Origin of the sequence: Nonomuraea sp. NPDC051191, assembly GCF_044455665.1 — a bacterium.
Classification (GTDB): Bacteria; Actinomycetota; Actinomycetes; order Streptosporangiales; family Streptosporangiaceae; genus Nonomuraea.
Genome location: NZ_JBITEZ010000004.1, coordinates 477,456 through 498,170 on the forward strand (window position 1 = coordinate 477,456; position 20,715 = coordinate 498,170).

Genomic DNA, 20,715 nt, shown 5'->3' on the forward strand with positions numbered 1-20,715 from the left:
GAAGACTACGGGTTCGCTGCGACTATTCCCCGGCCCGCAGCTTGGCCAGCCGGTTCTCGAACATGCGCACGACCTCGTCGCGGGCGTGGGTGGCGCGCTCGTAGGCGAGGTAGTCGCCGATCTGCTCGGCGGACTTTCCGCGCATCCTGGCCCGCAGGGAGGCCACGGTGAGCTCGGAGTAGCCGGGCAGCGGCTCGGCCAGGTCGTCCGGGACGACCTTGGGCTCGTCCGCGTGGGCGGCCGGCTCGGTGGCCTCAGCGGCGGCCTTGAGGACGCCTTCCTGGGGCGCGGCGGCGGGCTCGGGCTCCTGGGGCTCCTGGGCGACGGCGGCGGGCTTGGCGGCCTTGGTCGCCTTCGCGGGCTTGGCGGTCGTGGTGGCCTTCGTGCTCTTGGCGGTCTTCGTGCCCTTGGTGGCCCGGGCGGGCTTCGCGGCGCCCTTCTCGGTGGCCTCGGCAGCGGCGGCGGCCTCAGGCGCGCCCTCGGCCTCGACCGCGGCCTTGGGCTCGGCGACCGCGGCCACGGCGGCGGGCTTGGACTCCACCGCGGGCTCGGCTTCGACGGCGGGTTCAGTGGCGGGCTCAGCGGCAGGCTCAGCAGCGGCCTCGACGGCGGGCTCGACCACGGTCTCGGCCGGGGCTTCCGCCTTGGGCGCGGCTTCCGTCTCGGCGACGGCTTCCGGCTTGGTCTCGGTCTTGGACTCGGTCTTGGGCCCGGCGTTGGACTCGGTCTCGGTCTTGGGCGCGGTCTCCGGCTCGGTCTCCGTCTTGGTGGCGGTCTTGCCCGCGGGGGCGAAGATGACCGGGTCCGGCTTGCTCTTGGACGACCCGTTGGGCGCGGCCTCGGGACGCGGCGCGAAGATCACCGGCTCCTTGCGCGCCGGCTTCTCGTCCTCGGCCGGGGGAGCGGCGACCTGCTCGGCGGCGGAGGGAAGCGACTCCTTCTCCTCCTCGCGCTCCTCCTTCGAGCCCAGCCCCTTGATGGAGTTCTTCATCCGGTCCACCACCAGCAGCGCCTGTCCGGCGGCGCTGAGCGTGGTCTGGACGACGAGCAGCGGCAGGTCCTTGGCCTTCTCCTTGAGTTCGTCCTTGTTGGTAACGGTTCTGGCGATGTTGCGTATCACGTCGCTAAGGGACATGACGTCTCCCTGGGAGGTCAGTATTGGACGGCCAGTCTGGCAAACGGCGGGCGACCACGCACGCGCAGCCCTGATGGCCGCTCCACGTAGCATAAGAAGTATGGAGCCCCAGACCCCCACTTCCCGCCGAGTACTCGTAGCCAAGCCGCGCGGCTACTGTGCCGGAGTCGATCGAGCCGTGGTAGCGGTCGAGAAAGCCCTGGAGCAGTACGGCGCGCCGGTCTACGTCCGCAAGCAGATCGTGCACAACACCCACGTCGTCAAGACGCTGGAGGCCAGGGGCGCCATCTTCGTCGAGGAGACCGACGAGGTGCCCGAGGGCGAGATCGTGGTGTTCTCGGCCCACGGCGTCTCGCCGGCCGTGCACGAGGAGGCCCGGGAGCGCGGTCTGCGCACCATCGACGCCACCTGCCCGCTGGTCACGAAGGTGCACAACGAGGCCAAGCGGTTCGCCGCCCAGGACTACGACATCCTGCTCATCGGGCACGAAGGCCACGAAGAGGTCGAGGGCACCGCGGGCGAGGCCCCCGACCACATCCAGCTCGTCGACGGCCTCGACTCGGTCGGCAAGGTGCAGGTGAAGGACCCCGACAAGCTCGTGTGGCTGTCGCAGACCACCCTGTCGGTCGACGAGACCACCGAGACGGTCGCCCGCCTCAAGGAGCGCTTCCCCACCCTGCTCGACCCGCCGAGCGACGACATCTGCTACGCCACCCAGAACCGGCAGGTCGCGGTGAAGGAGATCGCCGCCGAGGCCCAGCTCGTGATCGTGGTCGGGTCGGAGAACTCCTCCAACTCCAAGCGCCTGGTCGAGGTGGCCAAGGACTACGGCGCCGATGCCGCGTACCTGGTGGACAACGCCGGCTTCATCCAGGACGAATGGCTCGAAGGCGTCACCACCGTCGGCCTGACCAGCGGCGCCTCGGTCCCGGAGGAACTGGTCGACGAGGTGCTCGAACGGCTGGCCGGCCACGGCTTCGGCGACGTGCGCGAGGTCGAGTCGGTGCAGGAGAGCATGCGCTTCGCGCTCCCGCACGAGCTGCGCAAGGACCTTCGCGTGTCCTAGTCGTCGCCGCGCGGGGTGCCGTAGACCTTGGGCTCGAAGTAGCCCTCCGGCTCGGGCACGAACGGCTGGCGCGGGCGCGGCACCTCCGCGCCCGCCTTCAGCTCCTCGCGCAGCTCCCGCACGTTGTCGCGCAGGCCGCGCCGCCAGGCCACGGCCAGCACGACCGCGGAGCCGGCGAACAGCCAGGGCGCGCCGCGGGTCAGCGAGCCGTACAGGCCGAGGGCCAGCGACTGCACGATCGACACCGAGCCGAACGCGCGCCCGAGCTCGACGAAGAGCGTCGCGCAGAAGAACACCAGCGGCGGCGTGACCACCAGCGACAGCAGCTCGCGCTTGTTGACCAGAAGCGCGCTGAGCAGGCACGACACCACGAACGCGGCGCCCACCAGGTAGGACAGGCCGAGCACCGCGGTCAGGACATAGCCCGCCAAGGTGGCGACCAGAGTGAGCGCGATGGCGCCGCGAGCGGTCAGCCTGACGCCGGAACGCCTGCCCTTCTCTGCCACTCTCCCACCCCCGTTTACGGCGACCCGCCTGCCAACTTACCGTTCGAGTGCGAAATGAGAGACGTGGTTTCGAGCAGTTCGGGCGAGGCCAGAGGTCTCGGCAGCCCTTCGAGCATCTCCGGGGCCTCCAGATCGCCGTCCACGACGCCCAGATCGTTGAGTTTGCGCGCGGTGACCAGGACGCGGCTTTCGAGCGAACCGACCGACTTGTTGTACGCCTCCACCGCCCGCGTCAACGCCCTGCCCAGCGACTCCACGTTCCTGCCGAGGGACGCCAGCCGCTCGTACAGCTCCTTGCCCAGCTCGAACACCGCCCGCGCGTTCTCGCTCAGCGCGGCCTGCTGCCAGGCGTAGTGAGCGGTGCGCAGCATCGTGATCAGCGTGGTCGGCGTGGCGATGTGCACCCGCCGCGCCATGGCGTACTCCAGCAGCGCCGGGTCGCGTTCGAGCGCGGGCGCGAGGAACGCCTCGCCCGGGATGAACAGCACGACGAACTCCGGCGACGGGTTGAACCCCTGCCAGTACGCCTTGGCCGCCAGCCGGTCGACGTGCTCGCGCACATGCCTGGCGTGCGCGTCGAGCCGGACGGTGGCCAGCGACTCGTCGCCCGCCTCCGCCGCCTCCAGGTAGGCCGCGAGCGAGACCTTGGAGTCGACCACGATGTTCTTGCCGCCGGCCAGCCTGACCACCATGTCGGGACGCATCGCGCCCTCGGTGACCTGCTCCTCGAAGTCGCAGTGGCGCTGCATCCCGGCGATCTCGGCCACCCGGCGCAGTTGCAGCTCCCCCCACCGTCCGCGGGCCTCGGGCCGCTGCAGGGCCCTGACCAGCGCGGTCGTCTGCGAGCGCAGCTGTTCGTTGCTCTGCTGCACGAACTCCATCTGCTTGGCCAGTTCCGCCCGCGCCGCCCGCTGTCCGGCCTCGGTGTCGCGAAGCTGCGACTCGACCCGCGCGAGCGCGTCCTTCAGCGGCTCGACCAGGTGCTCGACGGCCTGCCTGCGCTGGTCGAGGTCACCGGCGGCCTCGGCCCGGCTGGCCGAGAACCGGGTCTCGGCCAGTTCGAGGAAGCGCACGTTGTTGACGTCGAGGGCGCGCGTGGACAGGGCCTGGAAACGTTCGGCGAGCTGTTCCTCGACGTAGACCAGCTTCTCGGCGGCCGACCTGGCCCGCGCGTCGGCCTCGGCGACCCGCACCGCCGCGCGGGTCCTGGCGACCAGGAAGCCGACGAGGAGTCCGAGGGCGAGCCCGATGAGCAGCGAGACGACATCCACTCCAACGATGATTGCAGCACATCGCGTCTGGATCTTCCCGACACGCTTGCGGAATCCGCTTGTGCGCCGACTCATCCGTCACGCACAGTATTGAGATGGCTACCGATCTGCGGCTCGCAGTCGCCGTGTCCGCGGTGTCGGTGGCCCTGATCGCCCTGGCCGGAGCCGTGTTCACCGGTCCCGGCCCCGAGGCGCCCGCGGCCTCCCGTCCGACCCTGCGCTGGACGCCCGGCGCCTGCGTGACCGAGCGGTACGCGCTCATCGCCTGCAACGGCGGCGACATCGAGGTGCTGGCCATCGCGCACGACCCGCCGCTGCCCGCCGACTGCCCCGACGACACCGACGACGTGCTCCGCATCGGCCTGGGCCGCACGGCCTGCGTGCGGTCCTTCCTGGCCCCGCACGCCGGCGCACCCGGCGGTGGCGGCGGCGTGCTCAGGTCCGGCGACTGCGTGGCGCTCGACGGCCGGGAGCGCCCGTGCGCGGGCTCCGGCTGGTACGGCAGGTCCGTCGCGATCGCCTCGTCCGCGCACGAATGCCCCGCGACCACCCTCGACACGCTCGAAAGCGGAGCGGACGTCGTCTGCCTGGGGCCCGGTGGCCAGGTGCTCGCCGAGGGCGCGTGCGTGGCCAGACCGGCCGCCGACGTGGTCGCCAGGTCGGCGGTGACCAGGGCCGCCTGCGGCTCGTCCGCCGCCTGGGCCCGGGTCGTCTCCTTCGAGACCACGCCCTCGGCCTGCCCGGCCGACGCCCAGCGTTACCTGCGCGCGGCGCCCGGCACGTACCGTCCGGTGACCTGCCTGCACCTGCTCAGCAAGTAAACTCGCTGTCCGTGAGCCTCTCCATCGGCATCGTCGGCCTGCCCAACGTCGGTAAGTCCACGCTTTTCAACGCGCTGACCAAGACCGGCAACGCACTCGCCGCGAACTACCCGTTCGCCACCATCGAGCCCAACGTCGGGATCGTGGGCGTGCCCGACGACCGCCTGCCCAAGCTGGCCGAGATCTTCGGCTCGGCCCGCATCCTGCCCGCCAAGGTCGAGTTCGTCGACATCGCGGGCCTGGTCAAGGGCGCATCCGAGGGGCAGGGCCGGGGCAACCAGTTCCTTGCCAACATCCGCGACACCGACGCGATCTGCCAGGTCATCCGCGTCTTCGGCGACCCCGACGTCACGCACGTCGACGGTGAGATCTCCCCCAAGCGGGACATCGAGACCATCAACACCGAGTTGATCATGGCCGACCTGCAGACGGTCGAGAAGGCCGTCCCGCGCCTGCAGAAGGAGGCGCGCAACAACAAGGACAAGAAGGCCGCGCTGGAGGCCGCCGAGGCCGCGCTGGCCGTCCTGGAGACCGGCAAGACCGTCTTCGAGAGCGGCCTCGACCGGGAGGAGCTGCGCGAGCTCCACCTGCTCACCGCCAAGCCCTTCCTCTACGTCTTCAACCTCGACGCCGACGAGCTGACCGACACCGCGCTCAAGGAGCAGCTGTCGGCCCTCGTCGCCCCCGCCGAGGCCGTCTTCCTCGACGCCAAGATCGAGTCCGAGCTGGTCGAGCTCGACGAGGAGGAGGCCCTGGAGCTGCTCCAGTCGGTCGGCCAGGAGGAGTCGGGCCTGCGCCAGCTCGCCCGGGTCGGCTTCGAGACGCTGGGCCTGCAGACCTACCTGACCGCCGGCCCGAAGGAGACCAGGGCCTGGACGATCCGCAAGGGCGCCACGGCGCCCGAGGCGGCCGGCGTGATCCACACCGACTTCCAGCGCGGCTTCATCAAGGCCGAGGTGGTCTCCTTCGACGACCTCGTCGAGGTGGGCTCCATCGCCAGCGCCCGATCCGCGGGCAAGGCCCGCATCGAGGGCAAGGACTACGTCATGCGCGACGGCGACGTGGTGGAGTTCCGCTTCAACGTCTGATCCGCGCTATCCGAGAAGCCCGCCGAGCAGGGCCGCGGGGCCGCCGCTGAGCGGGAGGCCGCCCCCGCCGCCGCTGTTGCTGTTGCCGGCGGGCTTCTTGTTGTCGAAGTGGATGAGCTCGTTCGCGTACGTGCCCCCCTGGCACACGGCCTTGCCGCGGCCGACGGGGGTGACCTTGCCGCCCGCGCCCGTGCACTCGCTGTCGGTGACCCAGGAGGGCGCGGCGGCGGCGGGGGAGGGGGCGGTGAGGGCGAACGCGGCGAGTGCGGCGGCGGGCAGGAGGGCGGCGGCGAGGCGACGCATCACATCAGTCCAATCACGGTGGGCTAACTTTCGCTACGCTAGGTTACCGGCGGATCGCCGTCGAAAGCCCATCGTCCGGATGACGAACTCGCAGGCCCTTCCGGGATTATGTGATTCCGGGACAACTGAGGCGTCAACCACTTTGGGTCTCTACGCGTCGAATCGTCACGGCGTTCACGCTGACTCGGGAGGCCCTCATGATCCGACGCATCATCCGGAAGCGACGTCCGGCGCCCACGCTCGCGGGCATCAGCCTGGAGGAGGAGCTGGCCCTGATCAGGGTCGAGCTCATGTACGGGCTACGCGTCAACCGTGAGGCGTACCTGCGCAGGAAGGTCGACGAGCGCAACGAGCTGGCCAGCCGCATGCGCGAGCGCGACGCCGCCTCGATGCTGGCCGACCTCCGGGGGTCGCTGGAGCGTGCGGTGTCGCCCACGGTCGTCGACCTGCACAGCCGTCGCCGGGCACGCACCGGCCAGGACCCCGAGCCCGCCTGAGTCGAGAGAGTCGTACCCCCGGAAGTGGCACATAACACCCTCTGTCCTCCTCTCATGCCAAATGCGCAGGTCGTGAGCATCTATGCCTGTTTTGGACAGCAATCCATGTCCGCCACGCTAGGCGGAAATAGGCGTCTGGCCTGGTCAAATGGTGATTCCACCGGTAACTGACAGGAAGCGGCACTGAGTCCTGCCATACGGATCCGGTTTGCCGTCAAGGCGGTCATGCCTGCAGCATGGGCGTGGCTTTCCTGGAAGAATGGCGGGACCGGATAGGGTGACTACTTCACCGCGGATGATGGGGATCGGCAACGGACGACACCGCGCCAACCGGGGGGATCGGCGCGAGCGGAGGCGTGATGGCTCGTAGGTCTACCGTCCAGCACGATCCTCGGATCGCTGGCGAGCCTGAGCTTTCCGCGCGCCCGGACATGGCTGACTTCGACGCGCCGCCCTCGCGCAGGCCTCGTCGGGGCGGCTGGTCCGGTGGCGGCGGACGGTGGCTGGTTTGGGCCGGCCGCATCATTCTCTGGGCGCTTATTGTGGTTATCGTGGTGAATGGGATTCGTGCCCCATTTGAGCGGTTTACCCAGCAAGAGCCCACGACGACCAATGGCGCCGTCGTGGCGCACAAGGGATTCCCCGCTGACCAGGGCATGGCTTTCGCCGCCCAGTTCGCGGGGGTCTATCTGAATTTCAGTCCGGAAGACGCGGCCAGCAGGACCAGGAAGCTGGCCGCCTTCCTGGCCGAGGGCATGGACGCCCAGATGTGGTGGGACGGCTTCGGCAAGATGGCCGCCGTCGCGATCCAGCCGTACGACATCGAGGCGTCCGACGCCCAGAACGCCGTGGTGAGCGTGGCCTTCCAGTCCGGGCCGCGCCGGCTCATGCTGTCGGTCCCGATCTACTACTCCGGCGACGACAACGGCAGGCGGTTCGTCATCTCGGGCCGCCCGGCGATCCTGCCCGCGCCGGCTCCCGCCGACCTCCCGCAGGTCGCGAAGCCGGAGGCCGACGACGCGGCGGCGGCCGAGCTCAAGCCGCAACTGGAGGGCTTCTTCAAGGACTACGCCTCCGGCGACACCGCCGGGCTGCAGCGTTACGTGGCCGCCGGGAAGACGCTGCCGAGCTTCGGCAGCGCGTTCACCTTCGCGGAGTTGAAGGACATCGTGGTGCCTGTGGGGGGTGCCACCCGAGAGATCCAGGCGGTCGTGGTGTGGATCGTGCCCAACGGCGACGCTCCGGCCACACCCAGTGCCACCGACCCGGCCGCCGTCGGCGGGCGGCTGGAGCAGGCCTACCGCCTCACCGTGGAGAAGCAGGGCGACAAGTGGTACGTCGCCGACATCCGCGGCGCTGGTCGGGCCGTTGGATAGACGCACGACCGCGCTGTTGTTCGGTACCCCCCGGGAGGACAAGAAGTGACGTTGAAGACCGTAGTGCTCACCTTGATCGAAATGTCGCCGTCGCCGTCGCCGACCGGCATTGACACCGGAGGGCTCGCCAACTTCCTGCGGGCCTTCTTCGCCCCGTTGTTCCTGGTCGTCGTCTCCGTGGTCGCGCTCTTCTTCCTCTTCACCCGTGAGATCACGCGTTTCGTCCAGTTCCTCATCCTGGCTGTGGCCATCGGAGTGATCTTCTACGTTCCGAACATCATCGAGGTGACCGCGAAGGCGATCGCGGGCGCGCTGGGCATCAAGTAAAGGGTTGAGACCGCTCCAGGGCGGTCATGTACGAGCGGGTGGAGAGGAGGACTGCGTGGACCTGCCCACGTATACGAACATCTGGCGCATCGAGAAGCGGCTCTACAAGCTCTACGACCTTCGCCTCCCGATGCCGCTCCCCATCGTCTGGATCGGCGTGTTCGTCGGGGTGTTCGTGCCGTGGTCCCTCCTGCTGATCCTGGTGGGCGTGCCGGTGGCCATGCCGTGGCACGTGTTGTTCCTGGTCCCGCCGGGGATCGTGACGTGGTTGTCCACGCGTCCCGTCATCGAGGGGAAGCGGCTCACCGAGCTTCTCGAGTCCCAGCTCCGCTACCTGGGCCAGCCCAAGGCCTGGTACCGGCTCGCGCCCACGTCCGAGCCCGAGGGGGTCACGTTCTCCGGGCGCGTGTGGCGTACCACTCCGGTGCGGGTCAAGGCGAAGGCGGCGCGCAAGGCCCGCCAGCCGCAGCGCAAGCGCGAGGGGCAGCGGATCACCGGGCCGCGGCAGGTGCGTCCCGCCGTGGCCGCCGCGGCGGCGGCCGCCCAGCAGGCGCCGGTGGCGGAAGCCCGTACCGGGTGGGGGTCGCGTACCAGGCGGGGCACGGCTCCCGCGCTGGCGCCGCAGGCCCGCCGTGCCGCGCCCGCCTTCGGGCAGGACGTGCCGCTGGTCCTGGTGCCCGGGGATGAGAACGGACCGGCGTCGTCGCCGGTCGAGCACGACGTCGCCGCCGGAGAGCTGGCCAGCCGCGAGCTCACCGGCGGCGCCCTCCCCGCCCGCCCCCGTCACGCCCGCTCCGAACGCGACGCGGGCGGACGCGAGGCCCCTGAGCGCGACGCCGCAGGGCGCGGTGACGGGCGCGGTGATGGGCGCGGTGACGGGCATGGCGACGGGCGCGGTGACGGGCCGGCCGCCGTCCGCGAGGAGCGGCTCGAAGCGGCGCAGGCGGGCGAGCGTACGGACGCCGAGGCGGACAGGGCGTCGGCCGAGGCACAGGGCGGTCACGGGGCGGTCGTGCCGATCCGGGCGGCGGAAGGGCGCAGGCCCGTGTCCGGCAAGCCGATCGACACCGAGGCACTGCGGCGGCTGCGCCGGCTCGCCGCCAGCGCCGACGCCCCTCCGGAGACATCCGGACACGGCGTTGCCGAGCGCCGTGACGACGTGAGCGATCGTCGTGCTGCCACGGACGAGCGCCGTGACGACGTGAGCGAGCGCCGTGCGGCCACGGGCGAGCGCCGCCAGGGTGCCGGTGAGCGTCCCGAAGGCGCGGACCGTGAGGGCGAGGGCCGTGAGGACGAGAACGCGATCGCGCGCGACCAGCACAGGAAGGGGCAGCCGCCGCGAGGCGGGCCCGGCACGGTGATCCTGGGCGCGCAGCGTTCCTGGCCGCCGGTCGACCCCGACGCCAAGCCCCTCTCCGGTCCGACCCTCCGCCTTGAGGACCAGATCCCCAAGGCCGAGCGCCCCGCCACCTCCGACGGCGCTCCCGCGGGGGAGACCGGTCCCGCCGCCGGCGCGGACGTCGCGGCGTCCGACGCCGCCCCCGCTGAACGGCCTTCGGGCACCGAAGGCGGCACCCCCGCTGATGGCGGTACCGCCGGCGACGGCGGCGATGCCCCCGCCGGGCAGACCGCCGCCGAAGCGGACGCATCCCACGGAGAGCCCGGCACCACCCGGGCGGACGCCCCCTCCCACATGGACGCCCCCTCTCACGTGGACGCCCTCGCCCCGGTCGACGCCTTTGCGCCGGACGACGCCCCCGCTCGGGAGGACGATGCCGTCGGCGCGGAGGCCCCTGTAGGCCACGTCGGTGATGCGCCTGCCCTGGACGAGGAGCCCGCGCCCGTCGAGCGAGTGCATGCCGAGCCGGTCCGCGACGAGCGGGTCGAGGACGAGCCCGTCCGGGACGAGCCTGTGCGGGAGGTGGCGGCGCGGCAGCGGCCCGTCGGCGGGAGGTCAGGGGACAGGGCTGGAAAGTTCGTGGCGCCTGTGCCGGTTCCCAGGCCCGGTGAGAGCAGGCCCGCCGAGGGACGGGTGCGCAGGGTCGAGTCCGTCGTCGGCCGGGACTCCGGCGGATGGCGCAGGATCGCCCAGGTCGTGGTGGGCGGAGGCGGCGTACGAACCGACGCGTCCGAGATCGACGAGGCCAGGGCCAGGGCCGTGTTCGGCGGGAGCCGGCGGATCGTGGTGCTCGGCTGCACCGGCGGTGCGGGCCAGTCCACGACGGCGCTCATGCTCGGCCACACCTTCGCCACCTACCGCGACGACCGGATCGTCGCCGTCGACGCCAACACCGGCGGCACCACCCTGACCAGCAGGATCGAGCCGGAGACGCCCGAGACCCTGACGTCGTTGCTGTCCGGGCTCGACCAGGTCAGCGGCTACCTGAAGATGCGCGGCTTCACCACCCGCACCGCCTCCGGCCTGGAGGTGATCTCGGCCGACACCGACGCGGGCGCCGAGCAGCGCCTCGCCGACCGCAGCTTCTTCTCCGACCACCGTCTCGGCGAGTCGATGCGGTTGCTCGACCGCCACTACAAGCTGTCGGTCATCGACCCGGCCGCCGCGCTCGCGGCCCGCATCCTGCCGTACGCCGACCAGCTCGTGCTGGTGGTCCCGGCGAGCGAGGAGGCGGCGGAAGCGGTGGCGATGACGTACGAATGGCTGGACGGGCACGGGTGCGGCGAGCTGCGCAGGCGTGCGGTGATGGTCGTCAACGGCGTCAGCAGGCGTTCGATGGCCGACGTCGAGCAGGCGGAGGCGGTGGCCAGAGGCAGGTGCCGGGCCATCGTCCGGGTCCCGTGGGAGGACGGCCTGGCGCCCGGCGGCGCCGAGATCGTCGACCCCGGTCAGTTGCGCGCGGCCGGACGGCGGGCCTACCTCGCCCTCGCCGGCGTCGTGATCGCAGGCTTCGCGGTACAGGCACACGGACAGGCCGTCCGACCGAGCGAAGAGGAGTTGGCGAGTGACCCCCCGGGCACGAGAATCGGTGAGCGTTAAGTGAACATGCGAGCAGGTCTGGCCCGTTCATGCGCCGAGGGGGCGGCATGAGCAGGGCGTCCCGAGCGCACCAGCGCCTCGCGGTCCGGTACTTCGACGACCGCATCCTGCTCACGGACACCTGCGCGTGGGCGTACTTCCGGCTTCCGACGGTCAGCTACGAGTTCGTCACGCCGGAGGAACGCGAGGCGCTGGCCACCAACGTCACGATCGCGCTGGCCGCGATCAGGATGCCCGACGCCGAGGTCCACCTGCGGGTCGCGCACCGCACCTACCCGGCGGCCGAGTGGGCGATGGCGCTCAACGCCACGTCCGACGAGGGGCCCGGCTGGCGCGACTACCTGGAGGAGATGTACCGGCACGTCTGGGCGAAGGATTTCTGGTCGAAGGAGGTCTTCCTGGGCGTACGCCTCGGGCCGCGCGGCAAGCAGCTCGGCAGCGGCGTGCTGGCCCAGCTTCTCGGCTTCTACCAGAAGACCGAGAAGGCGCTCGGCATGGAGGACGACCACGTCCCGGACAGCGAGATCGGCCGCTGGACGGAGTCGGCCGAACGGCTAGGCAGGGCGCTGGCGTCCAGTGCCCTGTACGCCAGGCACGCCACGTCCGTCGAGGTGGCCTGGCTGTTCCAGCACGCCGCCGCCGGAGCGCTCGGCGACCCGCCGCCCTCGGCCAGCCCGAAGCGGCGCTGGGGCAAGGGCGAGATCGAGTCGCTGGTCGAGGGCGAGATCCACAACGGCAGGTCGTTGCTGCGGATCGTGCAGCCGCAGGGCGACTCGTACGTGGCCCATCTGTCCTTCGCCCGCTTCCCCGACCTCATGCCGTTCCCCGACGGCGAGCCGTGGATGCACTTCGCCGACCAGCTGCCCTTCCCGGTGGAGATCTCGTCCAGGATGCGGCTGATCCCGCCGGTCAAGGCGTCCAAGGACGTCGCGCGCAAGCTGGCCCACGCCCGCGACATGGACCACCACATCCGCGAGGCGGGCGCGGAGGCGCCGATCGCGCTGGCCGAGCAGATCGACGCGGCCCGCATGCTCGAACACGGCATCACCAAGGAACGACTGCCCTTCGTGTACGGCTGGCACCGCCTGATCGTCTCGGCCCCCACGGAGGACATCTGCGTGCAGCGGGTCGAGGCGGTCGTCGAGCACTACCGCGACATGGGCATCGACGTGGTGAACTCGACCGGCGACCAGTTCTCGCTGTTCTGCGAGGCGCTGCCGGGCGAGAAGGTGCGCGTCAACGCCTACGCCCAGCGCCAGCCGCTGCGGACGATCGCGGGCGGCATGGCCACGGCCACCGTCGACCTCGGCGACCGGCTCGACGACGGCAGCGAGGGCTGGCTCGGGCCGTACATCGGGGAGACGGTCGGCCGGGCGCGCAGCATCGTGCACTTCGACCCGCTGCTGGCCGCGAGCCGCAACCGGCCGACCGCCATCGCGATCACCGGCGAGCCGGGCGGCGGCAAGACCACGCTCGCGCTGCTGATGATCTACCAGATGGCGCTGCGCGGGGTCACGGTCGCGGTGATCGACCCGAAGGGCGACGCCGAGTCGCTGGTCCAGCTCCTGGAGAAGCGCGGGCGCAAGGCCAGGGTGATCCCGCTGGGCTCGGCCGCGCCGGGGCTGCTCGACCCGTTCTCGTTCGGCGACGACATCGCGGCGAAGAAGACCATGGCGACCGAGACGCTGCGGCTGCTGCTGCCCCGCATGTCGGAGGAGCGCGAGTCGGCCATGATCCAGGCGGTGGCCGCGGTCTCCAACGGGGCCGACCCGTCGCTGGGCAAGGTGGTCGACTACCTGGAGCGGGCCGACGACCCGGCGTCCAAGAACCTGGGCGCGGTGCTGCGTTCGATGTCGGAGATGCACCTGGCCCGGCTCTGCTTCGACCCCTCGGGCGGCGACCAGATCGACAGCGAGGGCTGGACCACCGTGTTCACCCTGGGCGGGCTGACGCTCCCCGACGTGGCCACGACCAGGGACGACTACTCCTACGAGCAGCGGCTCTCGGTGGCCCTGCTCTACCTGGTCTCGCAGTTCGCCCGCAGGCTGATGAACGGCCTCGACCGCCGCGCTCCCAAGGCCATCTTCCTGGACGAGGCGTGGGCGATCACCTCCACGCCCGAGGGCGCCAAGCTCGTGCCCGAGGTCAGCCGCATGGGACGGTCCCGGAACACGGCGCTCGTCCTGGTGTCCCAGAACGCCGGAGACCTGCTGAACGAGCAGGTGACCAACTGTCTGTCCTCGGTGTTCGCGTTCCGTTCCACCGAAAGGGTGGAGGTGGACCACGTCATGTCGCTGCTCGGCGTGGAGCCGTCGGAGGAGCACAAGGCCGTGCTCCGCTCGCTCGGCAACGGCGAATGCGTATTCCGTGATCTGGATGGCAGAGCCGGGCGCATCGGAGTAGACCTGATCTCCGAAGAACTGCTCCGCTGGCTCGACACGAACCCGACACACGACAAACCAGACGGTGGCGGGCATGATGATCTTCGAGGGGGCGTGGGCAGGGCGCAGGAGGTGCGGTCATGAAGATCCGACTATCCCGACGACTGGCGCTGGTTCTCGCGCTGGTCAGTGCCGTTCTCGTGGTTCCGCTGGTGGTGGGCGGTTTCTCCACGCCCGTCGCGGCGGCGCCCTGTGACCTGTCGGGGCCCCTCAACCCCGAGATGATCGGCGGTGGCACCGACGGAATGATCCAGCCGCCGCCTCCCACGGGCGGCGCCCAGGCCCCGACGACGAACTACGGCCAGTTCGGCATGGCCGGCCAGTTCTGGCAGACCCACGGGCTCGGCTGCTCCGACTACGTCGCCGTGCTGGGCAACATGTGGGCCAACGGCGTCTTCACCGCGGCCAAGGCCATCGACCGGCTGACGATCACGACGTACCAGGCGGCCGCGACGGAAGGGCCGCTCCAGTCGATCAAGGACGTCGTCGACGACATCGTCCAGAACCTGTCCGAGGCCATGTACTGGCCGTTCCTGCGGCCGATCGTGATCCTCGGCGCGATCTGGCTCGCCTGGTACGGCCTGATCCGCAAGCGGGCCACCACCACCGCCGAGGGCGTGATCTGGATGGTCCTCGCGGTCACCGTGGCCGTGTGGTTCTTCAGCCGGCCGGGCGACTTCACCGGGCTCGGCAAGGTCGTGACGGACAAGACGGGCGAGGTGGTCAACTCCGCCTTCTCCGGCCTGCCGGGCGCGGGCGGCGCGTCCTGCCTGCCACCACCCGGCCAGACGAACCCGCAGATCAAACCGGGCGGCTACGGCCAGGTCGGCACCGCCGGCGTCGATCAGAACGCCGACGCCCTGTGGTCCACCCTGGTCTGCAAGCCGTGGCTGGTGGGCATGTTCGGCACCGCCGACCCGCAGCAGCCGATCGTGCGCGACTTCGGGCGCAAGATGCTGGAGACCCAGTCGATCGCCCCCGCCGTGGCCGGCCAGCCCGCCCCCGACATCGCCGCCCATCAGGCCGAGTACGCCAAGGTCGCCGAGCTGCTCAAGAACGACTCCCGCTACACGGTCTTCTCCGGCCGCGACTGGTCGAGCAGGCTCGGCGTGTCCGTCGGCGCGCTCATCGCGGCGGTGGTGGCCGGGCTGCTGATCTTCCTGGTGGCGGTCTCGCTGCTGGTGCTCAAGGTGGGCTTCCTGCTGCTGCTGATACTCGGGCCGGTGTTCCTGCTGGTCGGCGTCCATCCGGGCAGCGGGCGCATCATCGCCATGCGCTGGGTGGAGATGCTCGTCGGCACGCTGCTCAGGCAGGCGGTGCTGACGCTCGTCCTCAGCGTCCTGGTCTACGGGTACGCCCTGATCATCTCCACGGCCATGCCCTGGGGGCTGCAGGTGCTGTTCATGGCGCTGCTGACGATCGCGGTGTTCTTCTACCGGCGTCCGTTCCAGCATCTGTTCGCGTCCCTGAGCGGCCACACGGTCGCCACCCGCATGCTCGGCGACGCCGCGAGCTCGCCCGTGCTGGAGCGGGCCGCGAACGTGCTGCCGCCGGTCGCCGGCGCCAAGCTCGGCCGGTGGGGCCTGCGCAAGGCCGAGCCGCTCATCAGGGCGGCGGCCGCGGGCAGCGGCGCGGGCGCGGCGGCCGGCGCCGCGGTCGCCCAGGCGCGCATGCGCGGCGAGGAGGGCGAGGGCGTCTCGGCGGGCACCCGGATGCCGGTGTCGGCCGCGCCGCTGGACACCGACCAGCAGGGCGGTAAGGCGGGGGCCCGGCCTCCGCTCGAACCCCGCAGGGGCACCGCGCCCCCGCTCAACCTCGGCGGCCAGGCCGGCAGGACGCGCGGCCCGGCGCCGAGCGGCGCCCGCGGAGCGGGCTCCGGTGCGGCGGCCGCGGGTGGCACGCCGTCCGGGGGCATGGCCGCAGGTGGCGGCTCCGCCGGAGGTTCCGGCGGTGGCGGCGGTGGCGCTGGTGGCGGTGGCTGGTTCGGCGGCCGGTCGGGTGGCGGATGGGCCTCGCGGGGCGGCGCGTCCGGTGGTTCGCGCAACGGCTCCTCGGGCGGTTCGCGCGGCTCCCGGTTCGGCGGGTCCGGCGGGGGCGGCGGGGGCGGCGGCTCGCGGTCCTCGGGGTCGCGTACGCGTGGCTCCGGTGGCGGGCTGTTCGGCGGCGGTGGCGGTTCGGGGTCCGGTTCCGGTGGGTCCGGGGGCGGGTTCTTCGGCGGCGGCGGCGGGTCCAGGAACGGTGGCGGGTCCAGGTCCGGAGGGTCGGCGTCCCGGCCGTCCGGCGCGTCGTCGGGGCCCAGGATCTTCGGGTCGGACGAGTCGTCGTCCCGCTCGTCCGAGGCGCCGCCGCTGTGGTTGCGCAGCGGCGGCAACGGCGGCTCGGGTGACGATCCGTCGGTGCCGTTCTGGCTCAAGCCCAACAGCGGCAAGGACTGACCATGGCTCAGTCCGGTGACAAGCGCGGGCTGGCCTTCGCCGCCATCGTCGTGGTCATCGCCGCGGTCGGCGTCTACCTCACGATGTGGCCGAGCTCGGACGATCCGCCCGAGCAGGCCCCGTCCACGGGCAGGACGTCCGCGGCCGCGCCCTCGGCGCCCAGCAAGCCGCTGGCCACGGCCAGCGACGCGCCGTTCGACGTCTACTCCTACCTGCCGATGAAGAAGGAGCAGCTCGCCGCGGCGGCGGACCTCGCCGAGCGCTTCACCGCCGTCTACGGCACCTTCAGGTACGACGAGGAGCCGGCCGCGTACGCGGCGAGGGTCAAGACGTTCACCACCGCCGAGCTGGGCAACATCCTCACCCGGACGCTCACCTCGGCGGGCACCGTCCAGCAGAACCGCGACGACCAGGTCGTCTCCCAGGCCACGGCCCGACTGAAGGAGATCAGGCAGATCGAGAAGACCTCCATCGTCTTCGTCGTGACCGAGACCAGGCAGGTCACCGCGAAGAGCGGCAGCAGGCAGGACGTCGAGGACCTGGCGGTCACGGTGAGCCAGCTCGGCGCCGACTGGCGGATCTTCGACGTGCTGCCCGCCACCGAAGGCCAGGACGGGGACAGCTAGCGGTGAAGTCCTCCCCCACCCGCCTGGCGCTGCTGCTCGGTCTCGCCGGGGTCCTCCTCCTGGCTGCGATCATCATCTCGCCGATGTTGCTGGTCACGATGCCGTCCTTCCTGAACGGCGGTGGCGAGGGCTCGGTCGACTGCGAGGGCGGCACCCAGGTGCAGGAGGTGTCCGACTCGGGCGCCGCCGACATCCCGGGTGACTACCTCGACCTGTACAAGAAGTGGGGCAAGAAGATCGGCGTCCAGTGGACGATCCTGGCCGCCGTGGGCAAGCGCGAGACCGACCACGGCCGCAGCGACCTGCCCGGCGTCAAGAGCGGCACCAACTACGCGGGCGCGGCCGGCCCGATGCAGTTCCTGATCTCGACGTGGGGCGGCAAGGCGCAGGTGCCGATGTCCTCGACGTTCAACGGCTACGCCTCCGACGGCGACGGCGACGGCGTGGGCGACGTCTACAACCCCGCCGACGCCATCCTCGGGGCCGCCAAGATGCTCAAGCGCAACGGCGCGCCCGAGAACGTCCGGCGGGCCCTGTTCACCTACAACCGCGCCTGGTGGTACGTCGACCAGGTCGAGGAGATCGCCAGGAAGTACGCCAAGTCGGGTGCGGTGGAGGTGCCGCCGCAGGCCTCCGAGGAGTGCGACGACCCCCTGGTGGCGGCCGCGCCCAGCGACATCGTGGCCAAGATCCTCCAGTTCGCGCTGGCGCAGCGCGGCAAGCCGTACCTGTGGGGCGGCACCGGGCCGGACGCGTTCGACTGCTCGGGCGTCATCTACGCGGCCTACCGGGCCGCCGGGCTGAGCATCCCGCGCACGACGTTCACGCAGTGGCCGTTCGGGGTGAAGGTGCCGGCGGGGGACGAGCAGCCCGGGGACCTGGTGTTCTTCAACGCCGGTCCGGGCTCGTCGGCCGACAACCCCGGTCACGTGGGGCTGGTCGTGTCCGAGGGCAAGATGCTGGAGGCCCGGTGCACGCTGTGCGGGCCGATCAAGGTGACGAGCTACCAGGCGCGCGACAACAAGATGGGCTTCACCCGCCCCCTGCAGAACCCCGATGTGCTCGACCAGCTCAAGAAGCTGCAGAATCCCGCACTGTGAGGATGACGAACGCATGAGCACGATCGTGGTGGCGGCGGTGATCGTCGCCCCGGGCGGCAAGGTGCTGGCCGCGCAGCGGGCCGCGCCCGCCGCGCTGGCCGGGGGCTGGGAGTTCCCCGGCGGCAAGGTGGACCCGGGTGAGAGCGAGGTCGACGCGCTGGTCCGGGAGTGCCGGGAGGAGCTCGGCGTGGAGATCACGGTGGGCGCGCGCGTGGGCGAGGACTGGGCGCTGTCGGAGGGGTACGTCCTGCGCGTCTGGCTGGCCACGCTCACCTCCGGCACGCCCGAGGCCCGTGAGCACCTGGCGTTGCGCTGGCTGGGGCCGGGGGAGTACTACGACGTGGAGTGGCTCGGGGCCGACCTGCCGATCATGAAGACCGTGGAGAGTCTGCTGCGGCAGGATTAGACCGTCTCTCTCTGTGACATAACGATTACTACACGTGATTTGTCGCAGTGGGGGAGTGGAGTGATGCGGCGTGGCTGGATCCTTTCTGGAGCGTTGATCCTGGTGGCGCTGCCCTCCGTGCCCGTGGCGGCTGCGGGGGTGACGCTCGTGCTCGAACGCGTGAGCGGCCCCGAGGGCATGGGGAAGTGGATCAGGACGGGTGACGTCCAGCGTTTCAGGGTCCGGCTCAACGGGATGGCCAAGGGGGCCAAGGTCGCGGTGGCCACCAGCCCGGTCGAGGCGCTGGCGGGGGTGTCCTGCCCGACGTCCTCCGGCGCTTCCCGGATGGCGGCCGGTGGGGTGGACAGGGCCGAGGATTCCAGTGGGGAGGGGGCTCATCCGCTGCCGTTCCCGGTTCCGGGCGGCGAGCCCGCGCCGTGGGCCGCCGGAGACGGGGCGGACCCGGAGGCCGGTGCGTACCCGGACGGACGGGAGGCGCGGCGGGCCGCGCCGGGCCGACGCCTGACGCGGGCGGAGGCCGGTTACAGCGCGCCGCAGACGGGGGCCGACCGGGAGGCGGCGCAGTGGGGGCCGGGAGCGCCAGGGGTTCAGGGCGCGCCGCCGGTCGGGGCCGGGCAGGGGATGCCGCAGGTCGGCGGTGCGCAGGGGGTGCCGCACGCCGAGGACGGTCGGGGCGTCCCCCGCCCTGAGGACGCGTCCCGCGCCCAGGGCGGGCTGGGAGCGCATCAGGTCCAGGGCGGTCAGGGAGCGCCTCGGGCTCAGGACAGGCAGGGCGCCTCTTGGGCTGAGCGGGGTTCGGGGGTGTCCCGGGCCGAAGGTGGCCAGGAGGGGGCACGGGCTGAAGGTGGTCAGGAGGGGGCACGGGCTGAAGGTGGTCGGGGCGGGGCCCAGGTCGGCGGGCGGGAGGCGGCTGGGATGCTGGCCGCGCGGGCCCTGGCCGGTGGGGAGGGTTCGACTGCCGATGGCGGTGCACTGCCCGGCGCGCGGGTCTGCGCCCTCGGGGCGGTCTCCGGGGAACGGGCGCTGGATGTGATCTTCCAGGCGCCTGCGGGGGCCAAGGAGGTGGTGCTCGCGGCGGTGGCCAGGATGCGGACGCCCTCCGGTGGGCTGACCACCATGAGCAGGAGCGCGTCCATGCAGGTGGGGGAGGAGATGCCGCGCGAGGCCGCCACGATCAGCGGCCAGGCGGTGCCCGTTCCGGCCCCTCACAACGGGCGGCGGCCGGGCGGCGCGCAGGGCGGGCCGTGGGCGGGCGTACGGGGGCAGCAGGGTGGCGCTGCGGGGTTGCTCGCAGGTTCCGGAGGGAAGACGCGAGGCGGCCTCCTGGGTGCGGGTGGCGCCGGCGCGGGTGGCACCGGTGGTGCGCTCGGTGTGGGTGGCACGGGTGGCACGGGTGGTGCGGCGGCGGGGTGGCCCGGCCTTTCCGGAGGGGCCACCGGCTTGGGAGCCGTCGGTGGAGCTCAGGGGGCGCTCCCCAGGGTGAGAGCCGGGGGTGCGATGCAGGCCCCGCGCGCAGGTGGCGTGGGCGGGGTCCGAGGGGCGTTGCCCGGAGCGCAGGTTCCCCGAGTCGGAGGTACGGGCGGGACGTTGGGGGCGTTCCCGCGGGCGGGGGGTGTGGGGCAGGTGCCCGGCGCGGCCGGCCAGACGCGCAGCGGCACGGCGGGGCAACAAGCCCTCCCCGGTGGCCTGATGGCGCGCAACCTGCCCGGCGGCGTGGCGCGCAGCCTGCCAGGTGGCGCGGCGGGGAGCGCGCCTGGCGGTGTTGCGGGAAGCCTGCCAGGTGGCGCGGCGGGGAGCCTGTCCGGTGGTGTGGCGGGGAGTGTGCCCGGGGCGTTGGGGAGTCTGGCCGGAGGGGCTGCGCACGGAGGGTTGTCCGGGGCGGCGGGGTTGGCGCCGGGTGGGGTGCCGGGGGCGCTGCATCAGAGCCTGCCCGGTGGCGTGATGCCCGGGGGTGTGGCCGGTGGAGTGTCAGGGGGCCTGCCCGGTGGGGCGCTGCCGGGGGGTGTGGCCGCCGGCGGGGTGCCGGGGGGCGTGCCGGCGGGGGCGGTTGCCGGTGGGGGGAGCCCGGGGGTGGTGAGCCTGGCGCCGGAGTCGGCGGCCGGGGCGCCGTGGCCGGTGCAGGTCGTGGAGGCGCGGAAACCTGTTCGTCCCGTCGCCTACGCCAGCCCTCTGGACGGCCCTCGCGGTTTCTCGCTGGTCATCGGGGGGATCGGCGTGCTGCTGGGAGCCCTGTGGCTGGTCCCGAGACTCCAACGCAGGCGTAAGCCGCGAAACGTATGGTAATTCCGTCTTTACTGTTGCTTTGACCCGACTAGTATT

The 20,715-nt window shown here is 71.8% G+C and carries 17 protein-coding genes; 13 read left to right on the forward strand and 4 right to left on the reverse strand.

Annotated elements, in window-relative coordinates; translation table 11 throughout:
• Window positions 1–22: 22 nt before the first annotated feature.
• Complete coding sequence (locus ACIA8R_RS14000; protein ID WP_397038523.1) at window positions 23–1,135, reverse strand: hypothetical protein; 1,113 nt, start codon at window positions 1,133–1,135, stop codon at window positions 23–25.
• Between the two features lie 100 nt (window positions 1,136–1,235).
• Between ACIA8R_RS14000 and ACIA8R_RS14005 the strand changes: the two genes are divergently transcribed.
• On the forward strand, window positions 1,236–2,201 hold the full coding sequence (locus ACIA8R_RS14005; RefSeq protein ID WP_357704131.1) for a 4-hydroxy-3-methylbut-2-enyl diphosphate reductase: 966 nt from the start codon (window positions 1,236–1,238) through the stop codon (window positions 2,199–2,201).
• On the opposite strand, the gene ACIA8R_RS14010 is transcribed toward ACIA8R_RS14005, so the two are convergent.
• Window positions 2,198–2,707 (reverse strand): DUF6542 domain-containing protein, encoded by a 510-nt coding sequence (locus ACIA8R_RS14010; RefSeq protein WP_357704133.1) that lies wholly within the window; start codon window positions 2,705–2,707, stop codon window positions 2,198–2,200. The genes ACIA8R_RS14005 and ACIA8R_RS14010 overlap by 4 nt on opposite strands.
• A 14-nt stretch (window positions 2,708–2,721) precedes the next feature.
• Window positions 2,722–3,978, reverse strand: a complete 1,257-nt coding sequence (locus tag ACIA8R_RS14015) for a DNA recombination protein RmuC (protein ID WP_397038526.1) — start codon at window positions 3,976–3,978, stop codon at window positions 2,722–2,724.
• Window positions 3,979–4,073: 95 nt separating this feature from the next.
• On the opposite strand from ACIA8R_RS14015, the gene ACIA8R_RS14020 reads away from it, so the two are divergent.
• Both ACIA8R_RS14020 and ychF read left to right on the forward strand, forming a co-directional pair.
• Complete coding sequence (locus tag ACIA8R_RS14020; protein ID WP_397038528.1) at window positions 4,074–4,799, forward strand: hypothetical protein; 726 nt, start codon at window positions 4,074–4,076, stop codon at window positions 4,797–4,799.
• Window positions 4,800–4,810: 11 nt separating this feature from the next.
• Window positions 4,811–5,887 carry a redox-regulated ATPase YchF gene (ychF, locus tag ACIA8R_RS14025; RefSeq protein WP_364098582.1) on the forward strand — a complete coding sequence of 359 codons (1,077 nt, stop codon included), beginning with the start codon at window positions 4,811–4,813 and terminating at the stop codon, window positions 5,885–5,887.
• A gap of 6 nt (window positions 5,888–5,893) precedes the next feature.
• Here ychF and ACIA8R_RS14030 read toward each other — a convergent pair whose 3' ends face one another.
• Complete coding sequence (locus tag ACIA8R_RS14030) at window positions 5,894–6,190, reverse strand: hypothetical protein (RefSeq protein WP_364098585.1); 297 nt, start codon at window positions 6,188–6,190, stop codon at window positions 5,894–5,896.
• 197 nt (window positions 6,191–6,387) lie between these two features.
• On the opposite strand from ACIA8R_RS14030, the gene ACIA8R_RS14035 reads away from it, so the two are divergent.
• The 10 genes from ACIA8R_RS14035 (at window position 6,388) to ACIA8R_RS14080 (ending at window position 20,679) form a co-directional block, all read left to right on the forward strand.
• On the forward strand, window positions 6,388–6,687 hold the full coding sequence (locus ACIA8R_RS14035) for a hypothetical protein (RefSeq protein WP_364098588.1): 300 nt from the start codon (window positions 6,388–6,390) through the stop codon (window positions 6,685–6,687).
• A 623-nt stretch (window positions 6,688–7,310) separates the two neighbouring features.
• Window positions 7,311–8,063, forward strand: a complete 753-nt coding sequence (locus ACIA8R_RS14040; protein WP_357704143.1) for a conjugal transfer protein — start codon at window positions 7,311–7,313, stop codon at window positions 8,061–8,063.
• 81 nt (window positions 8,064–8,144) lie between these two features.
• Window positions 8,145–8,390 (forward strand): hypothetical protein, encoded by a 246-nt coding sequence (locus ACIA8R_RS14045; protein ID WP_352325464.1) that lies wholly within the window; start codon window positions 8,145–8,147, stop codon window positions 8,388–8,390.
• A 55-nt stretch (window positions 8,391–8,445) separates the two neighbouring features.
• Window positions 8,446–11,388, forward strand: a complete 2,943-nt coding sequence (locus ACIA8R_RS14050; protein WP_397038531.1) for a TcpE family conjugal transfer membrane protein — start codon at window positions 8,446–8,448, stop codon at window positions 11,386–11,388.
• 47 nt (window positions 11,389–11,435) lie between these two features.
• Window positions 11,436–13,913 carry an ATP-binding protein gene (locus tag ACIA8R_RS14055; RefSeq protein WP_364098597.1) on the forward strand — a complete coding sequence of 826 codons (2,478 nt, stop codon included), beginning with the start codon at window positions 11,436–11,438 and terminating at the stop codon, window positions 13,911–13,913.
• On the forward strand, window positions 13,910–16,264 hold the full coding sequence (locus ACIA8R_RS14060) for a type IV secretion system protein (protein ID WP_397038533.1): 2,355 nt from the start codon (window positions 13,910–13,912) through the stop codon (window positions 16,262–16,264). Before ACIA8R_RS14055 ends, ACIA8R_RS14060 begins: the two co-directional genes overlap by 4 nt.
• A gap of 2 nt (window positions 16,265–16,266) precedes the next feature.
• Entirely contained in the window at window positions 16,267–16,890 is a 624-nt protein-coding gene (locus ACIA8R_RS14065; RefSeq protein WP_357704151.1) for a hypothetical protein, read from the forward strand.
• Window positions 16,891–16,892: 2 nt separating this feature from the next.
• Window positions 16,893–17,990: a bifunctional lytic transglycosylase/C40 family peptidase gene (locus tag ACIA8R_RS14070; protein WP_357704153.1), complete on the forward strand. Its 1,098-nt coding sequence runs from the start codon at window positions 16,893–16,895 to the stop codon at window positions 17,988–17,990.
• A 13-nt stretch (window positions 17,991–18,003) separates the two neighbouring features.
• Window positions 18,004–18,396 carry a (deoxy)nucleoside triphosphate pyrophosphohydrolase gene (locus ACIA8R_RS14075; RefSeq protein ID WP_357704155.1) on the forward strand — a complete coding sequence of 131 codons (393 nt, stop codon included), beginning with the start codon at window positions 18,004–18,006 and terminating at the stop codon, window positions 18,394–18,396.
• Between the two features lie 63 nt (window positions 18,397–18,459).
• Complete coding sequence (locus ACIA8R_RS14080) at window positions 18,460–20,679, forward strand: hypothetical protein (protein ID WP_397038536.1); 2,220 nt, start codon at window positions 18,460–18,462, stop codon at window positions 20,677–20,679.
• Window positions 20,680–20,715: the final 36 nt, after the last annotated feature.